The organism is Photorhabdus cinerea (assembly GCF_011189575.1).
GTDB classification, from domain to species: domain Bacteria; phylum Pseudomonadota; class Gammaproteobacteria; order Enterobacterales; family Enterobacteriaceae; genus Photorhabdus; species Photorhabdus cinerea.
The window spans coordinates 53,835-73,213 of record NZ_PUJW01000017.1 but is presented as its reverse complement, the minus strand read 5'-3'; the positions used below and the strand labels follow the sequence as shown (position 1 = coordinate 73,213).

At 35.6% G+C, this 19,379-nt stretch carries 18 protein-coding genes and 1 pseudogene; 11 read left to right on the top strand and 8 right to left on the bottom strand.

All coding sequences use genetic code 11. From position 1 onward, the window contains the following. Positions 1 to 2 precede the first annotated feature (2 nt). The 3 genes from C5469_RS16230 to C5469_RS16220 all read left to right on the top strand — a co-directional run bounded on the left by C5469_RS16230 (position 3) and on the right by C5469_RS16220 (position 2,755). Positions 3 to 1,283, top strand: coding sequence for a tail fiber protein (locus C5469_RS16230; RefSeq protein ID WP_166308809.1), 1,281 nt, complete (start codon positions 3 to 5; stop codon positions 1,281 to 1,283). 163 nt (positions 1,284 to 1,446) lie between these two features. After that, positions 1,447 to 2,208: a GNAT family protein gene (locus C5469_RS16225; RefSeq protein ID WP_166308806.1), complete on the top strand. Its 762-nt coding sequence runs from the start codon at positions 1,447 to 1,449 to the stop codon at positions 2,206 to 2,208. A gap of 262 nt (positions 2,209 to 2,470) precedes the next feature. Beyond that, positions 2,471 to 2,755, top strand: a complete 285-nt coding sequence (locus tag C5469_RS16220; RefSeq protein ID WP_339414563.1) for a tail fiber assembly protein — start codon at positions 2,471 to 2,473, stop codon at positions 2,753 to 2,755. A 144-nt stretch (positions 2,756 to 2,899) separates the two neighbouring features. Here C5469_RS16220 and C5469_RS16215 read toward each other — a convergent pair whose 3' ends face one another. After that, positions 2,900 to 3,967: a glycosyltransferase gene (locus tag C5469_RS16215; RefSeq protein ID WP_242689497.1), complete on the bottom strand. Its 1,068-nt coding sequence runs from the start codon at positions 3,965 to 3,967 to the stop codon at positions 2,900 to 2,902. A 767-nt stretch (positions 3,968 to 4,734) separates the two neighbouring features. After that, positions 4,735 to 5,362 (bottom strand): annotated as a pseudogene (locus C5469_RS16210) (tail fiber assembly protein). 213 nt (positions 5,363 to 5,575) lie between these two features. On the opposite strand from C5469_RS16210, the gene C5469_RS23690 reads away from it, so the two are divergent. Together C5469_RS23690 and C5469_RS23685 are read left to right on the top strand one after the other, a co-directional pair. Continuing rightward, positions 5,576 to 6,259: a hypothetical protein gene (locus tag C5469_RS23690; protein ID WP_242689496.1), complete on the top strand. Its 684-nt coding sequence runs from the start codon at positions 5,576 to 5,578 to the stop codon at positions 6,257 to 6,259. Next, positions 6,259 to 7,116 (top strand): phosphoethanolamine transferase, encoded by an 858-nt coding sequence (locus C5469_RS23685; RefSeq protein WP_242689495.1) that lies wholly within the window; start codon positions 6,259 to 6,261, stop codon positions 7,114 to 7,116. Before C5469_RS23690 ends, C5469_RS23685 begins: the two co-directional genes overlap by 1 nt. A gap of 65 nt (positions 7,117 to 7,181) precedes the next feature. Here the strand turns inward: C5469_RS23685 and C5469_RS24285 are convergent, their stop codons facing one another. Further along, positions 7,182 to 7,790, bottom strand: a complete 609-nt coding sequence (locus C5469_RS24285; protein ID WP_166308621.1) for a hypothetical protein — start codon at positions 7,788 to 7,790, stop codon at positions 7,182 to 7,184. A 470-nt stretch (positions 7,791 to 8,260) separates the two neighbouring features. Between C5469_RS24285 and C5469_RS16195 the strand changes: the two genes are divergently transcribed. Next, entirely contained in the window at positions 8,261 to 8,590 is a 330-nt protein-coding gene (locus C5469_RS16195; protein WP_166308803.1) for a type II toxin-antitoxin system RelE/ParE family toxin, read from the top strand. Then, a complete protein-coding gene (locus C5469_RS16190) occupies positions 8,571 to 8,849 on the top strand; it encodes a helix-turn-helix domain-containing protein (RefSeq protein WP_207629091.1) in 279 nt (92 codons plus the stop codon). Before C5469_RS16195 ends, C5469_RS16190 begins: the two co-directional genes overlap by 20 nt. A 605-nt stretch (positions 8,850 to 9,454) precedes the next feature. Here the strand turns inward: C5469_RS16190 and C5469_RS16180 are convergent. After that, a complete protein-coding gene (locus C5469_RS16180) occupies positions 9,455 to 10,585 on the bottom strand; it encodes a glycosyltransferase family 9 protein (RefSeq protein ID WP_166308797.1) in 1,131 nt (376 codons plus the stop codon). 104 nt (positions 10,586 to 10,689) lie between these two features. Here C5469_RS16180 and C5469_RS24520 point away from each other — a divergent pair, with 104 nt between their 5' ends. Next, a complete protein-coding gene (locus C5469_RS24520) occupies positions 10,690 to 10,854 on the top strand; it encodes a tail fiber assembly protein (RefSeq protein ID WP_422615864.1) in 165 nt (54 codons plus the stop codon). A 405-nt stretch (positions 10,855 to 11,259) separates the two neighbouring features. On the opposite strand, the gene C5469_RS16170 is transcribed toward C5469_RS24520, so the two are convergent. The 3 genes from C5469_RS16170 to C5469_RS16160 form a co-directional block, all read right to left on the bottom strand. Then, on the bottom strand, positions 11,260 to 11,955 hold the full coding sequence (locus C5469_RS16170; protein WP_166308794.1) for a class I SAM-dependent methyltransferase: 696 nt from the start codon (positions 11,953 to 11,955) through the stop codon (positions 11,260 to 11,262). Positions 11,956 to 13,103: 1,148 nt separating this feature from the next. After that, positions 13,104 to 13,532 carry a type II toxin-antitoxin system HicB family antitoxin gene (locus C5469_RS16165; RefSeq protein ID WP_166308791.1) on the bottom strand — a complete coding sequence of 143 codons (429 nt, stop codon included), beginning with the start codon at positions 13,530 to 13,532 and terminating at the stop codon, positions 13,104 to 13,106. A gap of 24 nt (positions 13,533 to 13,556) precedes the next feature. Further along, on the bottom strand, positions 13,557 to 13,739 hold the full coding sequence (locus C5469_RS16160; RefSeq protein ID WP_046397638.1) for a type II toxin-antitoxin system HicA family toxin: 183 nt from the start codon (positions 13,737 to 13,739) through the stop codon (positions 13,557 to 13,559). A 642-nt stretch (positions 13,740 to 14,381) separates the two neighbouring features. Between C5469_RS16160 and C5469_RS16150 the strand changes: the two genes are divergently transcribed. Beyond that, complete coding sequence (locus C5469_RS16150; protein WP_339414562.1) at positions 14,382 to 15,431, top strand: phage tail protein; 1,050 nt, start codon at positions 14,382 to 14,384, stop codon at positions 15,429 to 15,431. Then, the gene (locus C5469_RS16145; protein WP_166308788.1) at positions 15,431 to 16,057 is read left to right on the top strand and encodes a tail fiber assembly protein; all 627 of its coding nucleotides are present in this window, start codon (positions 15,431 to 15,433) and stop codon (positions 16,055 to 16,057) included. Before C5469_RS16150 ends, C5469_RS16145 begins: the two co-directional genes overlap by 1 nt. A gap of 302 nt (positions 16,058 to 16,359) precedes the next feature. Here C5469_RS16145 and C5469_RS16140 read toward each other — a convergent pair whose 3' ends face one another. Further along, on the bottom strand, positions 16,360 to 17,055 hold the full coding sequence (locus C5469_RS16140; RefSeq protein ID WP_166308785.1) for a methyltransferase domain-containing protein: 696 nt from the start codon (positions 17,053 to 17,055) through the stop codon (positions 16,360 to 16,362). A gap of 754 nt (positions 17,056 to 17,809) precedes the next feature. Here C5469_RS16140 and C5469_RS16135 point away from each other — a divergent pair. Further along, positions 17,810 to 19,360: a phosphoethanolamine transferase gene (locus tag C5469_RS16135; RefSeq protein ID WP_166308782.1), complete on the top strand. Its 1,551-nt coding sequence runs from the start codon at positions 17,810 to 17,812 to the stop codon at positions 19,358 to 19,360. Positions 19,361 to 19,379: the final 19 nt, after the last annotated feature.

Below are 19,379 nucleotides of genomic sequence, written 5' to 3'. Positions count from 1 at the left end.
AAATGGCGAAAAATGATTTTAAGGCATTTGCGACGGGTGAAAACGCGAATACCTTATCGCAAGAAGAATACGAGAATGCTGATTTTATTGAAGAGGGATTTAAATCGGGAATTGCCAGGAGTGAGCGATTAAATAAAGTTTGGCGACAATCTTCAATCATTGCAGCTGTAATTGGGAAATATATTGCAGAGAAAACGGGCGAGGATGTTATTGATGATGGTGATTTAGAAAAACTCACCCAACAGTTAGATTTGGCATTAAAACAAAAAATTACCACGGAAATCCCGGCTGCTTCGCTTACGCAGAAAGGCATATCGCAACTCAACAGCGCGACAAATTCTGACAGAGAAGATCAGGCGGCAACACCTAAAGCTGTGCATGACGTTAGAAAAATCGCAGAGGGAAAATTAAGTGGCGTTCCTGATGCATCGTTGACTCAAAAAGGGATAGTGCAACTAAGTAATCAAGTTGCTGATGCAGGGAACACGGTACCGACCTCATCATTAATGCATGCCGTATGGAATGAATTAAATAAATCAATCGATGGAGCTAACACTAACGCGACAAATGCAAACAACAATGCAACAAGTGCAAATAATAATGCCAACAATAGACTGGCAAAAAACCAAAATGGAGCAGATATCCCCAATAAAAGTGAGTTTATAAAAAACCTTGGTTTAGCGGAAACGGTGGCGTTGGCTAAGAATGCGTTTCCAAAATCGGGGGGTGTTGTAAATGGGAATGTGGATGCCACGGGATATGTGAAATCTGGAGACGGTGCGGATGTTGTATCTAGCCAAGATATATGGGCGAAAAGATACATTTATGAGTCTGGCTTACGTGTTTATAGTCCGAATAATAAACCCACAGCAGGAGATGTGGGGGCATATACAAAAGGGGAATCGGATGGACGATATCAACCGCATGGCAACTACCAATCTGCCGGGAACTATGCGGTTAGGGGGGAATGCTATACCAGAGGGGAGAGTGATAATAGATACTTACAAACAAAAGTTACTAATTGGAAGCCTTTGTATAATGGAGGCGACTTACCTTGGGATGGAGTTAATATCGATGAAGATATCAGAGGAAAAATTATATGGGTTCAAGCTAATGATCAATGGAACTCGTTTTGTATGCCGCCAGTAGATGATATGCCAATGTGGTGCGGTCATTCAGATAATAACTGGTGTGCTATTAAAACATCTAATAACGGAAAAAGGATACATAGAGCTGCCGGAAAGGGCAACACAAGTATAAGGCAAGTTTATGTTGCTAGATAGCATGTAGTGACCTATGATAAATCTAATTTATTACTAATTAGGGTTATATAATGTTTGGTTGGAAGAGCGCTAATTTCGATAATTATAGGGACGCTTACGAACTGTATGGGGGGGGATTTCTACCTCCCCTGAAGTGCTTCAATTTTTACATTGTAGATTTAACTTGAACGAAAAGTATTTCGTTAAAACAGATAATAATGGCAACATACTAGCGTCAATATGTGTTTGGGATTCTAATTACTTAGCCGGTGATCCCAATATATGCCAAAAGATATCTAATCCTTATCCTGTTTGTTCATATGAAATTATAGTTCCAAGCAAATCAGATTATAGATATATATTACCATTTAAATCAAAATTTTTATCGCATAAGAATTCCAGAAATGTTTTTAATAGTTCTCATACATTGAATGCCAGTCGTGAAATATGTTTTGTGAAGAATATGTCAGGTAAAACAAGAAACACACGTAATAGAGAGCTAAATCGTTTTTTGAAAAATGGTGGGAGTTTTATTAATATTCGTGACATAACGACAGATGAGTTTGTTGATATTTACGATGAATTGTTTTTTATGAGACGAAAGAGTCATATTGATAAAGTAGCTATAAAAGAGTTGCTGGATGAAATTCCATCGTTGAAATTTGGAAGCATCCTTTTTTGGAATAATAGCCCAGTTGCAGTCCAGTTCGTTATAAAAAAACAGTGCGTCAATTGGATTAACTTTGATTTTATTAATACTGGTAGGGATATGAGCTTTAAAGATGACTCAATTGGAACAATTGCAATGTGGGTTAATGTTAAAGATGCTATAGCTCTTTCAGAGGAGAAAGGGGTTGAGATGAGGTTTAGCTTTGGGCGTCCTACATTTGACTACAAAGAGCGTTGGTGTAAAAGAGAAAAATTATACAGAGTTATCACCCTTTAGATGTTTCCCCTAGTTCCCATCAACAGAATTAGGGGAGAGGTGTTACCTGTGAGCTCTCTGACTTCAACTGACAGTTCATTTTTAAGCTCTCATTTTCTCAACAAGAGTCTCATAAAGCGTTTTACCTTTCAAACCACCGTGTGTCTGTGATAGTTGTAAAATACCTCCCATATCAACCAATTTAGCTTCTAATATAGTTCAGTAATTGGTAAAACTCTGGTTTGTCGGAAACGGTGGAGTTGGTGAATAGTGCGTATCCAAAATCGGGCAGTGTTGTAAACGGGAATATCGATGGGATGGCTCGAAATGGGTGACTGACGAAGCAGCAATAAAAGATAGTGAGATTGAGCAGGCAGAACAATTGCGAGACACACTGAGCAAACAAGCTAATGAAACCATCACGTTGCTCCAATATGCTGTTGATGCTGAATTGGCATCGGAAGAAGAACAGGCACTGTTGCCTGAATGGAAAAAGTATGTGGTCTTACTGAGCCGGATTGATGTTTCATTAGCCCCTAATATTAAATGGCCTGAAATACCAGAATGATAACAATAAGGGCTGCTTATGCAGCCCGATGACAATAATAAGACAGTTTAGTATTACTCCGGAATCATCTTGATTTTTCATTGTTTTCTGATAAAAAAGTTTTAAACATAGGGAACTGAAAAAGTGTTAGTTAAGCTCTAGTATTTAAGAAATATTCAGTGCAGATTCAATTCTGCTCAAATAATTATCATCATAGAATTTTTCTATCGCATTTTTTATATCAATACTGTTAGGTAGTGGTTTTCCATTAACAATATCTTGTAATAGATTTACCAATACATCAGGTCTATCAACAGGATATAGAGTTCCATTCATAGAGTTTTGAATAATATCTGATGGACCTGTTTTGCAGTCAGAACTGACACAATAAATACCATAGGAATTAGCTTCACCAAGTACCATTGGTAAGCCTTCATGTGTTGATGTGAGTAATAGCGCGGTTACTTCTTTTATATTATTGACAATGTAGTCCCAGGGATTCTCTTGCCAGCCATGCCATAAAATTTTTTGCTCTATATTTAAATTAACTGCTAATGATTGTAGAATGCTTATATCACCTCCTGATCCCAAGATATGTAATTCCCAGTTTCCTTTAATTTGTGAAAGAGCATGGAACATACTTTGCAAATTTTTCCCCTTGTTTGCAACGATTCTTCCTGCATAGATAAATCTCGATATATTTTGAGGACGAGTAATAGTTATTGGTGTTCTTGATATTGGGTTAAAAATTGTATGTATTTTATTATCAGGAACTCCCATATTAATCAGATAATTGGTATTACCAGTACTAATGGACAAGTGGTAATCTGCTTTGAGTGTAAATATTGCTTTATACGCGGAATATAGGGAAAGGTGAACCCAAGAGAATATAGGTATTTTTGTGAATGAAATTTTCCTAGCCAAGTTGGATATGTAACAACCCCGTGTAGAAATGGCAATAATCAAATCAGGACTCTCTTGCTTGATGTACCTTGAGAATTGAAACGCAAAATGAATTCGGCGAAGTGTCGGATTCCTGATTTCCGAAAAGATACGTTTAAACTTTATTCCTTTTAGCCAGGTGTCATTAGAAGCATTCTTATTTTCTTTGAAAAAGATAAAACTAATATCTACATTATCTTTAGAGAGTAAAGAAACGCACTTCTTACAAACAGTCTCTGTGCCACCAAAACCACCAAGTTCATAGCCCACAATAATTATTTTTTTCATCATGATTTTACCTCCATAAAGGATAGATCTATAAAAAATAGCAGACTCGTTTAGCAATAGGGAAGTGAAAAGCACAGTGAATACTTCTCTTATTTTTAAACAAGAACTTGAAGCTATGTGAGTGAAAAAGCAAAAAATTAAAGAGAGCAACAACTGGTAGTAGTCTGATTAGATGGTTTTTTATGAGTTTCATATCTAAATATCAATAGTAAATATAACAATAGTAAAGATAGTTTAACCTCAAAAAACAAGAGATGCTGAGATTCAATCTCTACATCTATTTAAACTTTCTATGGATACCATACAATATATTTCTCATCATGTGAATCAGAATTTTCTGGTGTTTTTGTAAACCAGAATACTTATAATTTAGAAGAACAAATAGAATATAGAAGTATCACTAAGATATAACAGTAACGAGAGAAAGTAAGATAGCTCTTAAGACTAAAAATCAAGGTGTAAAACTACTTTAACATTGGGGAATGCCTGTTTTCATAAACAATCTATGATTTTCTTGGCTGTTCAAAAAACATGAGTTGTAGCAGGGTGCTAATAGCCAGGTAATCCTCCTAAAATAGGGCTCTTTACATGTAAGCTCACAGTATGAAATGAGGGGAAATACCCCCTCATTTATTTGTATTATCATCTGGCATACATTGTATAGTATATGGTGAAAAAAGGAGATTACTACTGTACTATTGCAAATGATAATATTTATTCTTTAAATTCATCATTGTAATTTGGTCATAAGAACTCGTATGGCCCTATTCTTATTCCGGCTGCTCCGGCCATTCAATATTAGGAGCTTGTGAAATATCAACCCGGCTCAACATCACTCTGTATTTCTTCCATTTCAGTAGAGCTGCTTTTTCAGCTTCGGTGGCCATGTCTAAGTCAACGGTATCTTGCAGCAATGCAACCGTTTCATTCGCATTCTGACTCAATGCTGCACGTTGCTGTTCTGCCTGTTCAATTTGACTGACTTTTTGGGCTTTAGTATCAGTTACCCATTTTTCACCATCCCAGGTATCAAAATCAGTGGCCGGTTGCTTGAATGTTAATGTTTCTGGCAATTTACCCAGCTCAGTGATTTCACATTTTTGGCGGTTTTGTGTGTCATAAGCTATTTTTCCACGGATAGTCAGGCACAATTTCCCAACAGCGTTTATCTTCACTGCGGCGAACGGCCACACCATGGGATTTAGGGAGTTCTGGCGCATCGGGATAAGCACCGGCTGAAATACTGACACCCAGCATGAGATATTCAATATCAGCGTTGGTAAATTCTCTTGTCATCTGATTAGTGTGATAAACCTTTATCCAGCCTGCTTGAGTGGCTAATCCATCTTTACCTAATACGGCTGTTTCATGTTCTAAAGAGTATTTCTGTTCTGTCATTATGCTGCTCTCACTATGTAGTTAAATGCGATGTTGCGGGTGTAGCGCGCTACATAGGTTTTGATATCTCTTTTGTATTTTTATTGAGCATTCAAAGAGTTGTTTTCACCCATAATAACCACATTAAAAATATGAGATCTGGCCATATTGTGGAGATAGTGAGCAAAAGAAGGTATAATAATGCATAATTTATTTTTTATAAAATGAGATAACATGAAATTAATTGATCGTAGATATTATAAATATATTTTAGCTATAGTTATTGGATTAGGTTTAACTTATCTACTAAACCCTTTCATCTTTCAAAAAGATTCCAGCATACCTCACTTATCAACTTTTTCATTGTTATTATCGATTTTCCTTTTAATTAAGGAAAAAAACAAGATCCTAAACAGTATTGGAGGTATACTCCTTTTCTTTCTTCTCATCCAAATAAATTATTCTCTTATTTTTGGCGAAAGAATATCAGTATCAGTTCTTGATTCATTTGTTGAGACGAATAAAAAAGAATCATTATCTATGGTCAGTCATTTATTTTTCATAATGTTATTGCCAACAATAATGGTAACAATAGCTTTATTTTACTTAATAATTAAGAAGACAAGAAATATTCATTATCACGTATCATTTAAAGCATTACCTGTATTTGTTTTTTTTACTACATTTTATCTTAGTGCTTCTGCTATAGATAAGCAATTATTATCAGACATTAGAGAGGATGATAAAACAGTTGGGCGATTTATAAGAGACAGATATCCCGCTGTCATTGGGGATCTTGCTTATTTGTATATTTCCAGAAATTCAAATGATAAGTATGCAGATATAAGTGAAATAAATAAATTCAACGATTCAATAATAGGCAAGAAAATAATGATATTGACACTATTATTTTTATAATGGGTGAATCATCATTATCAACTCATTATAGTGCATATGGATATAAGTTAAATACGACACCAAACATGAATAATATATTTTCTTCTAATGGAGGATGTATAATTAATAACGCACATTCTAGCGCGCCAATAACAAGAAACTCTATTTCTATGTCTCTTGCATTTCATACACCTGAAAGTGAAGAAAACTTATTTAAAAACAAATCAATAATAGAAATGGCTAAATCAAACGGCTATAAGACCTATTGGTTGGGGTCGCAAGAGCTGGATGGGCTTCACTCATCCAAATACGGATTTATCGCAAAAAAATCCGATATAATAAAACTCACAAACTATAAAGATGACAATCTAAGCGCTCTATTACATAACGTTCTTTCAGATAACGAAGAAAAAAGATTCATCGTAATTCATTTACATGGTAGCCATATGCCTTATAAGAATTACGATAACGATGATAAGTTAGCACTACCTAATTCTGATAAGTATGACTTAACTATCCACTATACAGATAGAGTCATAAAGAATATATATGATGTCATTAACAAAAAAAACATCAATTACTCACTGATATATACTTCCGATCATGGAGAAATAATCAATAAAGGACATGGTTATCAAAAAGGCAGAGAGCAATATCTCGTGCCTTTCATGTACAAATCAAATAACAACCGATATAATTGTCAATTTATAGAGTCATTCAAAAATAAAGATGGCTATTTAAGTGGGTTAATGAATAAGTATATATTATCAGAACTCATAGGCTACGATATTGAACCATCAATCCTTAATAAGGAAAGAAACAATGACAGGGTGTTAACAGCAGATGAATCTATTTTACCGTTTTCACAGATAGAATGAGATAAGATATAAGATTACGACCACTTATTTAGTGTGGTCGTAAGTTATATTTTATTTTTTATTTCCTATTTTGACAATATCACTTGGTTCATTATTTGTGCCCCATTCTGCCATCTCAATGTCGAAGGTGGTATAAATTCAATTCTACCCCACCAATTCCCAGGCCATTGAGTGGAAAATACTCTTTGATTAACAGGTACTTCCAATGGCAACCATTGACCAGAAGTAGTTCTGATATAGACTAAACAACCCGCTATACTTTCTGTGCATACCATATCTCCTTGGTCTTGTACTCTGCCATTCCAAACGACTATTTCCTGAGTTCTGCGAGTGCCAGCATCTTTTTGTAGATACCTACCATCAGACTCCCCTCTGGTATAACACTCCCCCCTAACTGCATAGTTCCCCGTAGGCTGATAGTTCCCGGCAGATTGGTAGTTGCCATGCGGTTGATATCGTCCATCCGATTCCCCTTTTGTATATGCCCCCACATCTCCTGCTGTGGGTTTATTATTCGGACTATAAACACGTAAGCCAGACTCATAAATGTATCTTTTCGCCCATATATCTTGGCTAGATACAACATCCGCACCGTCTCCAGATTTCACATATCCCGTGGCATCCACATTCCCATTTACAACACCCCCCGATTTTGGAAACGCATTCTTAGCCAACGCCACCGTTTCCACTAAACCAATGTTTCTTGTAATCCATTAATTCAACACCATTCTTGCCAAGGCAGCTTTTTAAAGCATTAAACGAAGCTAGATATGGTAAAAATCGAGTAGATTTACATGTCAACAAATAACCAAAATGAAGATTTAGCAAAAAATGCATTAACCATGAATAAATTACGAACAAGTTTTGGCTAATAAATTAGCGGGTTTGCATGGCTCATTTGCTCAAATCTTCAAGATCTAAATCGAGTTGGTAAGTACGATGTAGAACTATTGTCTTTTTCCTAATTCGCTAAATTCCCCCCATGGGTTTTCACTTCACAGGATTAACGCTATTGAGACAATAGGTATCGGTTTCTGTTTTTGTTGCTGGTCATCTCATAATGGTTTCTGTACATTTTTTCACAAAATTAGCCTTTGAGGAAATTTAGCTTAAATGCTAATATTAATTTCAGGGGGATGAAAGAGTGTTTAGAGTTATCTATCATGATGAGGCAGTTAAGGAAGCCGATAACTTACCGAAACTTATAAAAGTGAAGTATGATCGGCTAGTTAAAAAATTAGAGGAAAACCCGCGGCTCCTGCGGGAACCGAACACAAAGCCGCTTGGTGATGGGCTTTACGAGATCCGCACAATGAGCGGTGACATAGCTCGCGGCATTTGGGTTTATGAAGTTGGTAGCAAGATCTATATGCTTCGCATTTTCATTAAGAAAACCCAAAAGACGCCAAAAAGCGAAATCGAGCTAGCTAAGCGCAGACTGGAGGAAATCAAACATGAAATTAAAAACTCATGACGAATTACATGCTGAATGGATGAAAGATCCGGAATACCGGGCTGCATACGAAGCAGAAGAACGAAAAGAAAAATTACAAGCGTTGCTAGCTGAATGGCGTAATAATGCAGGTATTACACGCGCTCAAGTGGCAGAACGTATGGGAGTTAAGCCACCGACAGTTTCTCGCATGGAAAGCAATATTAACAAAGCCAGCATAGATACTCTTGCGCGTTATGCCCGCGCTTGTGGTATCGAAAAACCCAAGATAACGCTTTAACTTTCGTCCGATCTACCCGGTATCTTTATCATATAATTTGATTAAGATACCGGACGAAACGTGAAAAGATTTACTTGATTGTCATCAATATTGAATAATGTTTTCTATAGCAACTGACCTCCACATCTCTACCAACCATTTTAGATTTTAAAACGGTATTTTTGCTGCCATATAGGGAGTCAGACTCAGATTTAGTATATGACAGACCCGTAGGAGCATAGTACCTGGCTGGCTGGTAATTACCGCGAGGTTGATAATTTCTGTCAACTTCATCCAACCACGCCGACACGTGTCCATTGAATCTTGCATTATCTGAGTCTATCAATAAAAGACCACTGCCTTTTGGTTGAAATCGTCTATCGTATTCACCTGCGATATATATACCAAGTTCTCCCGTTGGCGGCTTATTTATCGAACTATATACCCGGTATCCTGGGATTTCCCCAATAACGGCAAGTTTTACTGACTTTATTACTCTCTTCAGCATGAGCCAACATTTTGAGCTTTCTTCTAACTTCCTGTTCTTATTTCTTGCTCATATTAACCTCAACTAATACCTGTTAAATATACATAAAACCATCAGCCGAGGTCTAAAAATTCACATGTTAGTCGAAGTCAGAGATCTGACAATTAATATGTCTTCTATTGAGTAATATATTATTAACTTCAGATATCACTATGTCGGGAGATATAACATCCATTATATGAGTATGTTTTTTATAATTTATAGCTAATGAGGAGCCTATTATTATTCTATGAATCTCAGGATCTTGATGTGGTCCTGTGGAGAATGGATTTGCAGTAACAAATAAACTAATCGTGGGTACTTTTAGTGCAATAGCTATATGCATAGGACCTGTATCACCAGTAACAAGCAAGTCGAGTTCGTTTATTGTTTGCGTTAATTCTACTAATGTTGTTTTTCCTATTAATTGACTAATTCTACAATGAAACTCACTTGGCAATAATTTAATAAATTCTTGTTGTAAATATACGTCATTAGGTGATCCCACCAACACTATTTGTGTAGTACGATCATTGTTTAAAATATGAGATGCAACCTGAAAAAAATTTCTTACAGGCCAACAACGTTCAGATGACGATGCCCCCATTTGAAAACCAATAGATAGATGATCTTTTTTAATAGAATTAATATGACATGGAACACGCATTTCAATACTGGATTTAGATGCTACTTCACAACCTAATATTTTGACTAATTCTAATTTTCTCTGAATGAGATGACCTCTAAATGATTCAACGTAATTGGTTAGCCATTTTTCAATTAATTTATTTTCAAAATAATTATCTCTAAAAATAAACTTGGCACCAGACATTATGGCACTTAAATAGTCATATGGAGCATGAGAGTGAAGTATAATTGCCAAGTCAGGTTTGCCTGATTCTCTTATCTTTTTTAAAAGTGCTGGGACATGATTTATTCTATTGCTCCATGAAATAACCTTATCCCAATCATTTCCACTCTTTAAAAATGACTCTAGTTCTGGATGGCAAATTAATGTAATGAATGCATTCTTAAATCTATTCCTTATGGCATGTATTGCAGGGGTATTCATTAAGAAATCACCCAGCGCTGTAGTAGAATAAATTATTATATATGAAAAATTTTTTTCCTCTAACTCATTAAAGTTATCCCTGGATTTTTCAAAATTTTCGCTTTTGGTATAAACTCGTAAAAATAAATCAACAGCTTTATATTTCAAGTACTTCTTCATCTAACATACTCACTTAATGCTATAATTTATTGATCGTATTATGCCCAATTTTCTTCTTTGATACAATGATATATTCCCATCTCTTCCTACATCTCATCAGAGCAATGAAGCAAAACAACAGAAAGCAGAACTGCTACAACAAGCAAATGAAACACTTTCAATTGTTACAGGACTCTGTTGATTTGGAGGTCGCTACCGATGCAGAGAAAACCGCTCTACTTGAGTGGAAAAAATATCGTGTGTTACTCACTCGTGTAGATGCTTTATAAGCGTATGATTTTGTATAGGAATGGAAGAAATATAGAGTGATGTTGAGCCGGGTTGATATTTCACAAGCTCCCAATATTGAATGGCCGGAACAACCGAAATAAGAACAGGATCATACGTTCACTGCACCCCAAAAGCTGAATATCCAGCTGATAAAGGTGAGGTTATTATGACCAAATTACAATGATGAATTTAAGGAATAAATAGAATTTCAAAGTGTGAAAAACTTTTTTCTTTCCCTCTCAAGGGGAGACATTAATACTACAACTGTAAATAAATATTATCATTTGCAATAGTACAGTAGTAATCTCATTTTTTCACTATAAAATATACAGCGTGTGCCAAATGCTAATAAATGAGGGGATATTTCCCCTCATTCCATACTATGAGATTGAATATAAATAATTCTATTTTTTGGCTACGCCAATTATAATATAGTTCCATTTTTTAGGAACTATTTTTGAAAATATAAATCGGTCAAAAAAATTTAATATTTTTCTTTGTTTTTCTGTTCTTCCAAAACAGGAAATAAATCCTGTAGTGATATATTCAACACTTGAAAATTGGTGTAAAAATTCATTCATATCGTCTATTGTTATATATCTCCATTCATCGCCCCATTGGATAAACTTAGATCTTAATATCTTATGTGCAGGAGATGCTGATAGATTTTCAGCGAACCAATATTCTCCTCCTTTTTTTAAAGATTTATATATTTCTGATATGGCAATTTTTTGATTTCCAGCATTATTATTACGCCCTATACCTCCGATAACTGATTTAGAAAGCACAATATCTAATTCATTTTCATATGGTATATCTAGCGCATTGATATTTTTATATACAATAAAATCACTAAGATTGTAGTCTTTATGTTTTTGGTAGGCTTTTTTATTTGGACCACCGAGATCTGAGCAAATTACTTTAGCGCCATTGAGTGCGGCCCATAATGATAAACCACCATTATGACTACCAATTTCCAAAACTTTAGCATCCTCTAAACTTATTTTTCCTTTCGAAAGCCAAAAACATAAACATTTAGACCAACTATTAATATCCCATTCAATGATATCGTGTAAGGTAGAGCGTGAAATATTTTTCATTATATTACACCTAACGTTGATTTATTTCGGGCCAATTCCCGATATGAGGATAGGTAGAACTAAATCCCTGAAAGCCATACATCAGACCTATAGGGGCGTAAATGAGAGTGACGATACCAAGAAATAAAATAAGAACTTTACGAATCTCCATTATAATCTCGTTTAGTAATAAGAAAGTGGATAATAGCACATACGCTGCTATTTTTAAGCTACAACCCAAAATCATATGAATTAAAAGGCAAAAGATACAGAGTGTAATAGCCAGTAATATATTGATTATATGGTTTTTTTTCATATTTATTATCAATAAGGTATCATGCAATCGTAGAAATTAGTTTGATTATCTAAAATAAACTGAAATTTATTTTTTATCTGGTCAACTTCTCCATTAGTACTATGTTGTATATTCTTCTATTACAAAATTTAGGGTAATCTAATATCTCAGTAAATCAGAATATTATAAATAGATAAACCTTTAATACTCTTTAGTAACCCAGCGATTAGCTACTTCACTATCAATTACGTAAGAGCCTGATAATATTCCTGAAAGTCTTTACTAAAAAGGAAGAATCAGTTGGATATTTCAAACCCTGATGACATTAAATTATTACTTTAAGGTGTAGCGTTAGCTCTCCATGTGGAGCATTTAATACATCATGATGATTTTAGTCCAAGAGTGAAATCTTGGAAAGGTTTGACTGTGATCTACCGAACAAATAGGTCACCAGTAGTAGATTCTGGCTACGTAATAGAGTAAAACAAAAATGCTGAAAAAATGGCGGTATCTTTATATCTTATTAAACTCAATCTGGATTAAAACCCTGTACTTAATGTTAATAAAATAAAAATGTTAGGATATTTTTGGTACTTTGATGGACTTCTCGAAAATTTCGTAACAGACGATTTACGACAAAAATTGGCTAGGCCAAGAGTACTCTAAAAATATCATCTGACAACTAGAAAAGTTATAAGAACACAAGATGTCGATAAATTTCCGTAGAAAACGTTTAAATTACTTTCCATGTGAGAAACAGTTGGTGTCTTTTGAGTTTTCTTAATAAAAAAGTGCGCTTATAACTCGGACTTTGCATCCATACGGCATCAATTGAATGCTTTTTAGCGCTATGGTGCATCCATGCACCATAGTGTTATCTAAGTTCATGTCTTGCTGCTTCAGCTAAAAAGTGGCTTCTATCTCGATATTGTGTTGGGCTTTCTTTGACTCGATTATCAATACGCTGAATGAGCGTATCGGGTAATGAGATATTAATACGCTGTTGCTTTCCAGAAAATTCAGATAAATCAACATCAATAACAAACCAACTGTCAATATATTGATATTCTGTGTTTTTTGTATAGACCAGATAGCCAGGGTCCTGAATTTGTTCAATACCACTACTGTTTGCGACCATATATTCAACTGTTAACAAGATAGCTTCACGCGCCATTGGCGCAATGCCTTCTTTATTATCAGCAGCAGAGAAACAACCGTAATCTTCGGTACACAACGCAGGAATAACCAAGCCATACGCGGTGTTTTCATCTTTCGGAAACTCAACACCTACTGAGAAAAACATGATGACCTCCAAAGTCGGCGGGGATTAAATCCCCGCCATTTTCTTTATAGATTTGACTGTGCCAATAGGCAGATCTTTTTTGGGATGCGGGACCGGGAACGTCTTTCCGGTTATAGGTGACCACCAAATTTGGTGACTACCTCCGTTATGCCTTCTAAGTTCACACCCAGCAGCAGTCAGCTCTTTTATCAGGTCAGTTGATTTCATATATCCTCCCAACCCGATATCACAATACACACACATACACACAAAGTAAATTTATTTATCTCAAGTAAACGATGTCGAAAAAATGGCTAAGAGAATTTGCTAATGCGTGATGTTGTAAAATATGGCATTACAGCAGATTTACGCTTGGAATTCTGGGGGGCAAAATCCCCAGAGGGAAATTGTATTACTTGGAATAGTCATTCTCCCATTTTTTATGGAGGTTAAAAGTAGAATTCAAGCAGGCGGATTCGGCTAATAAGTGCATTTTTTCAAAAAGGCGGTCAATTGCTATAGAAAACATTTGTCTCAATAGCATTAATCCTGTGAAGTGAAAACCCATGGGGGGAATTTAGCGAATTAGGAAAAAGACAATAGTTCTATATCATACTTACCAACTCGATTTAGATCTTGAAGATTTGAGCAAATGAGCCATGCAAACCCGCTAATTTATTAGCCAAAACTTGTTCGTAATTTATTCATGGTTAATGCATTTTTTGCTAAATCTTCATTTTGGTTATTTGTTGACATGTAAATCTACTCGATTTTTACCATATCTAGCTTCGTTTAATGCTTTAAAAAGCTGCCTTGGCAAGAATGGTGTTGAATTAATGGATTACAAGAAACATTGGTTTAGTGGAAACGGTGAATAAGGCGGATGGTGCGGTGCCGAGCAGCCGGAAAGTGAACGGTAAGGCGTTGAGTGGGGATATCAGTTTAAGTGCGGGGGATGTGGGGGCATATCCCAGGCTGAGATCAATTGATGAAATACCAACGCTGGGATATAACGGCCCGTTCCGTGGTGGAGCATCTGTCAATTATGCAAAAGGAGTTAGCGTTGGTGATAGCGACTACGGACAGATCTGGGTTGACTCTAGTGGGCGACTATTTGCACAATTTTCAAATAATAATGGAGATAGACTGGGGGGAGAATGTGTTTATACGAGCGATATTGTTGTTCAAAAGGCTAATAATTCGGTGCCGAGTAGTCGGAAGATTAATGGCAAGGCGTTGAGTAAAGATGTCAGTTTGAATGCGGGGGATGTGGGGGCATTTCCTTCTGTTGCTAAAATTACAACTATTCCTACCGGATCATATGTGGGGCCATTTGGCTGTAGAGATGAAGGGGGTTGGGCTAAAGGAGTCAATATCGGCATTGCGGGTAGTGATGTCGGACAAATATACATTACTCCGACTGGAGATCTATTCTCATATTTTTTAAATAGCAACGGGAATGTAAGCGGCGGTATTGTTAATACTTTCCCTGTGGGCTCCCCCATTCCATGGCCGCAACTCACTTCCCCATCTGGTTACCTTACGTGCAATGGTCAAACGTTTAATAAATCTTTATACCCAAAGTTAGCAGAAGCTTATCCTGCCGGTAGAGTACCTGATTTACGCGGTGAATTTATCCGTGGTTGGGACGATGGGCGCGGTGTTGATTCAGGGCGTGTATGCGGGTCATGGCAGGGGGACGCAATTCGTAATATTACCGGCGATTTTGGTAATCCAACAACAGAAAGCGGTGGCGGTGCATCTGGTGTATTCAGTTACACATATCGACCGGGTGGGCGTGCGCAGGGCGCTGGGGGCGGCTCTGTATCGTTTACATTTGACGCATCACGTGTCGTCCCAACAGCTAACGAAAATAGACCCCGCAATGTCGCATTTAATTACATAGTGAGAGCAGCATAATGACAGAACAAAAATATTCTTTAGAACCGGAAACAGCCATATTAGGTAAAGATGGATTAGCCACTCAAGCAGGCTGGATAAAGGTTTATCACACTAATCAAATGACAAGAGAATTTACCAACGCTGATGTTGAATATCTCATGCTGGGTGTCAGTGTGTCAGCCGGGGCCTATCCAGAGGCGCCAGAACTCCCGAAATCCCATGGTGTAGCCGTTCGCCGCAGTGAAGATAAACGCTGTTGGGAAATTGTGCCTGACTACCGTGGAAAAATGGCTTATGACACGCAAACCCGTCAAAAATGTGAAATCACTGAACTGGGTGAATTGCCAGAAACATTGACTTTCAAGCGACCAGCCACTGATTTTGATATATGGGATGGTGAAAAATGGGTAACTGATATTAAAACCCAAAAAGCCAGTCAAATGGAACAGGCAGAACAACAACGTACCGCGTTGAGTCAGAATGCGAATGAAACGGTTGCATTACTGCAAGACACCGTTGACTTAGACATTGCCACCGAAGCTGAAAAAGCCACTCTGCTGGAATGGAAGAAATACAGAGTGATGTTGAGCCGGGTTGACATTTCACAAGCTCCCAATATTGAATGGCCGGAGCAGCCGAAATAAGAACAGGGCCATATATGAACTGCACCCCGAAAGCGGAATATCCAACTGATAAAGGTGCAGTTCTTATGACAAAATTACAATGATGAATTCACAGAGTAAATAGAATGTTCAAGAGTGGAGAACTTTATTCTTGCCTTTACAGGGGATGATATTAGTACTAAACTGTAAACAAATATTATCATTTACAATAATACAGTAGTAATCTCCCTTTTTCACCATAAACTATACAGCATGTGCCAGATGCTAATAAATGAGGGGATATTTCCCCTCATTCCAGATTATGAGCTTATATGTAAAGAATTCTATTTTTTGGCCACGCCAATTATAATGTAATTCCATTTTTTAGGAACTATTTTTAAAAATAGAGATCGGTCAAAAAAATTTAATATTTTTCTTTGTTTTTCTGTTCTTCCAAAACAGGAAATAAATCCTGTAGTGATATATTCAACACTTGAGAATTGATGTAAAAATTCATTCATATCGTCTATTGTTACATACCTCCATTCATCTCCCCATTGGATGAACTTAGATCTTAATATCTTATGTGCAGGAGATGCCAAGAGATTTTCAGTAAACCAATATTCTCCTCCTTTTCTTAAGGATTTGTATACTTCTGATATGGCAATTTTCTGATTTTCAATATTATTATTACGTCCTATACCTCCGATAACTGATTTAGAAAGCACAATATCTAATTCATTTTCATATGGTATGTCTAGCGCATTGATATCTTTATATGTAATGGAATCACTAAGATTGTGGTTTTTGTGTTTTTGGTAGGCTTTTTTATTTGGGCCGCCAAGATCTGAGCAAATTACTTTCGCTCCATTGAGTGCGGCCCATAATGATAATCCACCATTTCGGCTGCCAATTTCTAAAACCTTAGAATTTTCTAAGTCAATTTTTCCTTTTGAAAGCCAAAAGCACAAGCATTTAGACCAACTGCTAATATCCCATTCAATGATATCGTTTAAAGTAGAGCGTGAAATATTTTTCATTAGATTACACCTAACGTTGATTTATGTCGGAATAATTCCCGATATGAAGGATATTAAGATAGAATTAAAGCTCAGAGAGAAATACATCAGCCCCATAGGAGAAATAAAATAAGAACTCAATAAAAAGGCGGGGAACGTGGTAAGTGCATAAGTTATTTCTACATGATGACAATCTAAAGTTATATAAGTTAAGAAGCAAAATACACAGAATGAAATTGGCAGTAATGCACTGATTATATGGATTTTTTTCATATATTATTATCAATAGGAAGTCGTACAGTAGTAGAAATTATTTTGATTTTATAAAAACAAAAATTTAAGAGCTGGTCAAGTTCCTTTTTAGTACTAGTACTATATGGTGTATCCTTTTGTTACAACATTTAGAACAGTCTAATATCTCAGTAAGGTAATGTAATGTAAACAGGAAAGTTTTAAATGTCCCTTAGTAATTAAGTATTAGTTACGAAAAAACATGATAAAAGTACATGGTATAGTAAACAAAACGTTTATTAATTCATCCTCTCCTAATTTTCTTTTCAGCAGTTAATAGAACAGTGTATTGAAGCTCTTTTATATTATTAGAAGTATTCAGGTTTAAAAAGATACCAGATTATTCTTATTCACATGACGAAAAATAAGAAGTATAGTATTGGTAAAAATTTAGCTGAATGAAGAAATGGAATCTCAGTTTTTCTTGTTTTTTGAAAGTTAAACTACTTTCCACTACTACATGATATCTTGTTGATATATAAATATGAAAATTACGAAAAACCATCTAATCAAGCAGTTACCAGTTACAGCACTCTTTATCTTTTGCCTTTTAGCTCATATAGCTTTGGGTTATCGTTTAAAAATAGGGTATGTACTTGCTATATTCTTCATTTTTCTATTGCTAAACAAGGTCACTATATTTTATAGAGCTCTTCTTATCGTTCTTGGTATAGTAACTCTCATTTATGCCCCTATTGGGCTTACATATGGATCACCAAGCTTCAATTCAATTCTTTCGTTATTCTATACAAACGAGCAAGAAGCCAGTGAATTTATCTCTTCTATTCCAGTTGAACATTATCTTTTTAGCACTCTTATTCTAATATTTTGTTTGTTATCTCTGAAAGTGAGAATTAATTTATATAAAAAAATCAATATCTTTCTGTTTTCCTTTGCATTAATCACGACAATACACCACCCTTTAAAAACCTTTATACAAGGCAAAGAATTTACTATCCTCGATTCTGGACTTCCTGAAATTAGAGTAGTTAAAGATGTTACTACCAACTTTATAAGGGTAAAAAGGGAACATAGAAAAATGCAGGAAATATTAAGTGAACAGGATACATGGGGAACAGTATCAGCAAAGCCAAAATATAGTACTTACATTGTTGTTATTGGGGAAAGTGTACGTAGAGACTTTATGAATGCATATGGGTTCCCAATACACAATACACCTTTTATGAGCATTGCCAATGGGATACTTTTTACAAATTATATCTCAGCAGGTCCATCAACCCAGATATCATTGGCAAACTCTCTAGCAATGGTTAAAAATGGCAAAGATATTTTAAGCAATAATATTGTTACATTAGCAAAAAAAGCTGGTTTTTATACCTACTGGATATCAAATCAAGGTTCTATAGGGTTATTTGATACCCCGGTTGCCAGTATGGGAGCGAGGGCTGATTCTCCATTATTTATTAAAAAAGGTGAATCCAGTTCTGGTCTCAATAGAAATATTCCTGATACAAATATAATACCAATTGTGAAAAAAGCCTTAGAAGATAAGAAAGAGAAAAAGCTAATTGTTATCCATTTGATGGGATCACATTCCCCAGCTTGTATCAGAACAAATTATGAATACAAAGTATTTTTCAAATCGGAGCAGGTTTCTTGTTATATACAGAGTATTAAAAACACTGATGACTTGTTGTCAATAATTACTGATGAAGTACAGAAAAATGAGAAGAATTGGTCCTTGATGTATTTTGCTGATCATGGAGTTTCTTTCTTTGAAAAAGATACTAAGAAGATGAAGCTTGCTCATAATGATAAATATAAGCAAAATTATCAGGTTCCAATGTTCATTACATCTTACGATGATACATCACGGCAAATTATTAACACTCAACGAAATTCAATGAGCTTCTTAACTCTATTTTCTGAATGGACAGGAATTGAGGAGCCTACAATATCTAGAAATTGTAAAATGCTGTCTAATGAAATATGTGAAAATCAAGATGATGTTCTGAACTTTAGTAATAAGACCATGAAATATAGCTCATTACCGGAAGATAAAATTCCCAAATGAACTTTATACTACGAAAAAT

What these genes read in the sequence shown, in the direction of transcription:
- C5469_RS16160 (WP_046397638.1), bottom strand. Translation starts at nt 13,739, where the DNA reads ATGAAATCAACTGACCTGATAAAAGAGCTGACTGCTGCTGGGTGTGAA.
- C5469_RS23685 (WP_242689495.1), top strand. Translation starts at nt 6,259, where the DNA reads ATGGGTGAATCATCATTATCAACTCATTATAGTGCATATGGATATAAG.
- C5469_RS24520 (WP_422615864.1), top strand. Translation starts at nt 10,690, where the DNA reads ATGAAGCAAAACAACAGAAAGCAGAACTGCTACAACAAGCAAATGAAA.
- C5469_RS16215 (WP_242689497.1), bottom strand. Translation starts at nt 3,967, where the DNA reads ATGATGAAAAAAATAATTATTGTGGGCTATGAACTTGGTGGTTTTGGT.
- C5469_RS16170 (WP_166308794.1), bottom strand. Translation starts at nt 11,955, where the DNA reads ATGAAAAATATTTCACGCTCTACCTTACACGATATCATTGAATGGGAT.
- C5469_RS16165 (WP_166308791.1), bottom strand. Translation starts at nt 13,532, where the DNA reads ATGTTTTTCTCAGTAGGTGTTGAGTTTCCGAAAGATGAAAACACCGCG.
- C5469_RS16140 (WP_166308785.1), bottom strand. Translation starts at nt 17,055, where the DNA reads ATGAAAAATATTTCACGCTCTACTTTAAACGATATCATTGAATGGGAT.
- C5469_RS16135 (WP_166308782.1), top strand. Translation starts at nt 17,810, where the DNA reads ATGAAAATTACGAAAAACCATCTAATCAAGCAGTTACCAGTTACAGCA.
- C5469_RS16145 (WP_166308788.1), top strand. Translation starts at nt 15,431, where the DNA reads ATGACAGAACAAAAATATTCTTTAGAACCGGAAACAGCCATATTAGGT.
- C5469_RS23690 (WP_242689496.1), top strand. Translation starts at nt 5,576, where the DNA reads ATGAAATTAATTGATCGTAGATATTATAAATATATTTTAGCTATAGTT.
- C5469_RS16190 (WP_207629091.1), top strand. Translation starts at nt 8,571, where the DNA reads ATGAAATTAAAAACTCATGACGAATTACATGCTGAATGGATGAAAGAT.
- C5469_RS16180 (WP_166308797.1), bottom strand. Translation starts at nt 10,585, where the DNA reads ATGAAGAAGTACTTGAAATATAAAGCTGTTGATTTATTTTTACGAGTT.
- C5469_RS16230 (WP_166308809.1), top strand. Translation starts at nt 3, where the DNA reads ATGGCGAAAAATGATTTTAAGGCATTTGCGACGGGTGAAAACGCGAAT.